Annotated in this window: 1 protein-coding gene; it reads left to right on the plus strand. The window is 30.3% G+C overall.

All coding sequences use genetic code 11. The annotated features are described in order from the left end of the window. A partial coding sequence (locus P20652_RS21090; protein ID WP_033017772.1) for a hypothetical protein occupies positions 1-540 on the plus strand: 540 nt, incomplete at its 5' end. Positions 541-623: the final 83 nt, after the last annotated feature.

Here is a 623-nt window from a genome sequence, read left to right on the forward strand (position 1 = left end):
CGTACAGATATATTTGGAGTTTTTTTGATATATTCAGTGAATACAAAAAAAGCAGATTATGATGCTTTCTATGCTCATGTTGCCAAGAAACTAATGAAACCATACTCTTGGTTGTACATTGTAAGAAATATATTTCTTTGGATGATAATTGGTATATTTTTCATGTCATTATTTAAGTATATTTCTGGAGACTCTTCAAAATATTTTTTTCATGCTGTTTTAATGATGGGAGTTCCTTTCTTTATATTTCTATTAATATCTAATGTAATTAATCAAAAATTAGTGAAATGCTTTCATCCAAGCCCAGAAGGAATTATGCTTGGTTCAAAACAGTTTGAAATAACCGAAGATGGCATTAAAGAAACACATCTTTATGGTTATAACTTTTACAAATGGACGGTTGTGAACTCTATTGAAGAAATTAATGGAACTGTATATGTGTACGTTGATAGAGTCCTTGCATTAATTTTTACACCAGAGTCATTTGAATCAACTGACTCAAAAAAAGAACTTGTAACTGTTGTTAAAAAGTACGTATAACAAGCCATTCAAGCAGGACAAATAACAGTTGGCTATTTGCTCCTTCGTCGCTTATTTTAGCCAACCATTATTTGCCTCTTAAT

The sequence above is a fragment of the Pseudoalteromonas sp. BSi20652 genome (assembly GCF_000239855.1).
In the GTDB taxonomy this organism is placed as follows: Bacteria; Pseudomonadota; Gammaproteobacteria; order Enterobacterales; family Alteromonadaceae; genus Pseudoalteromonas.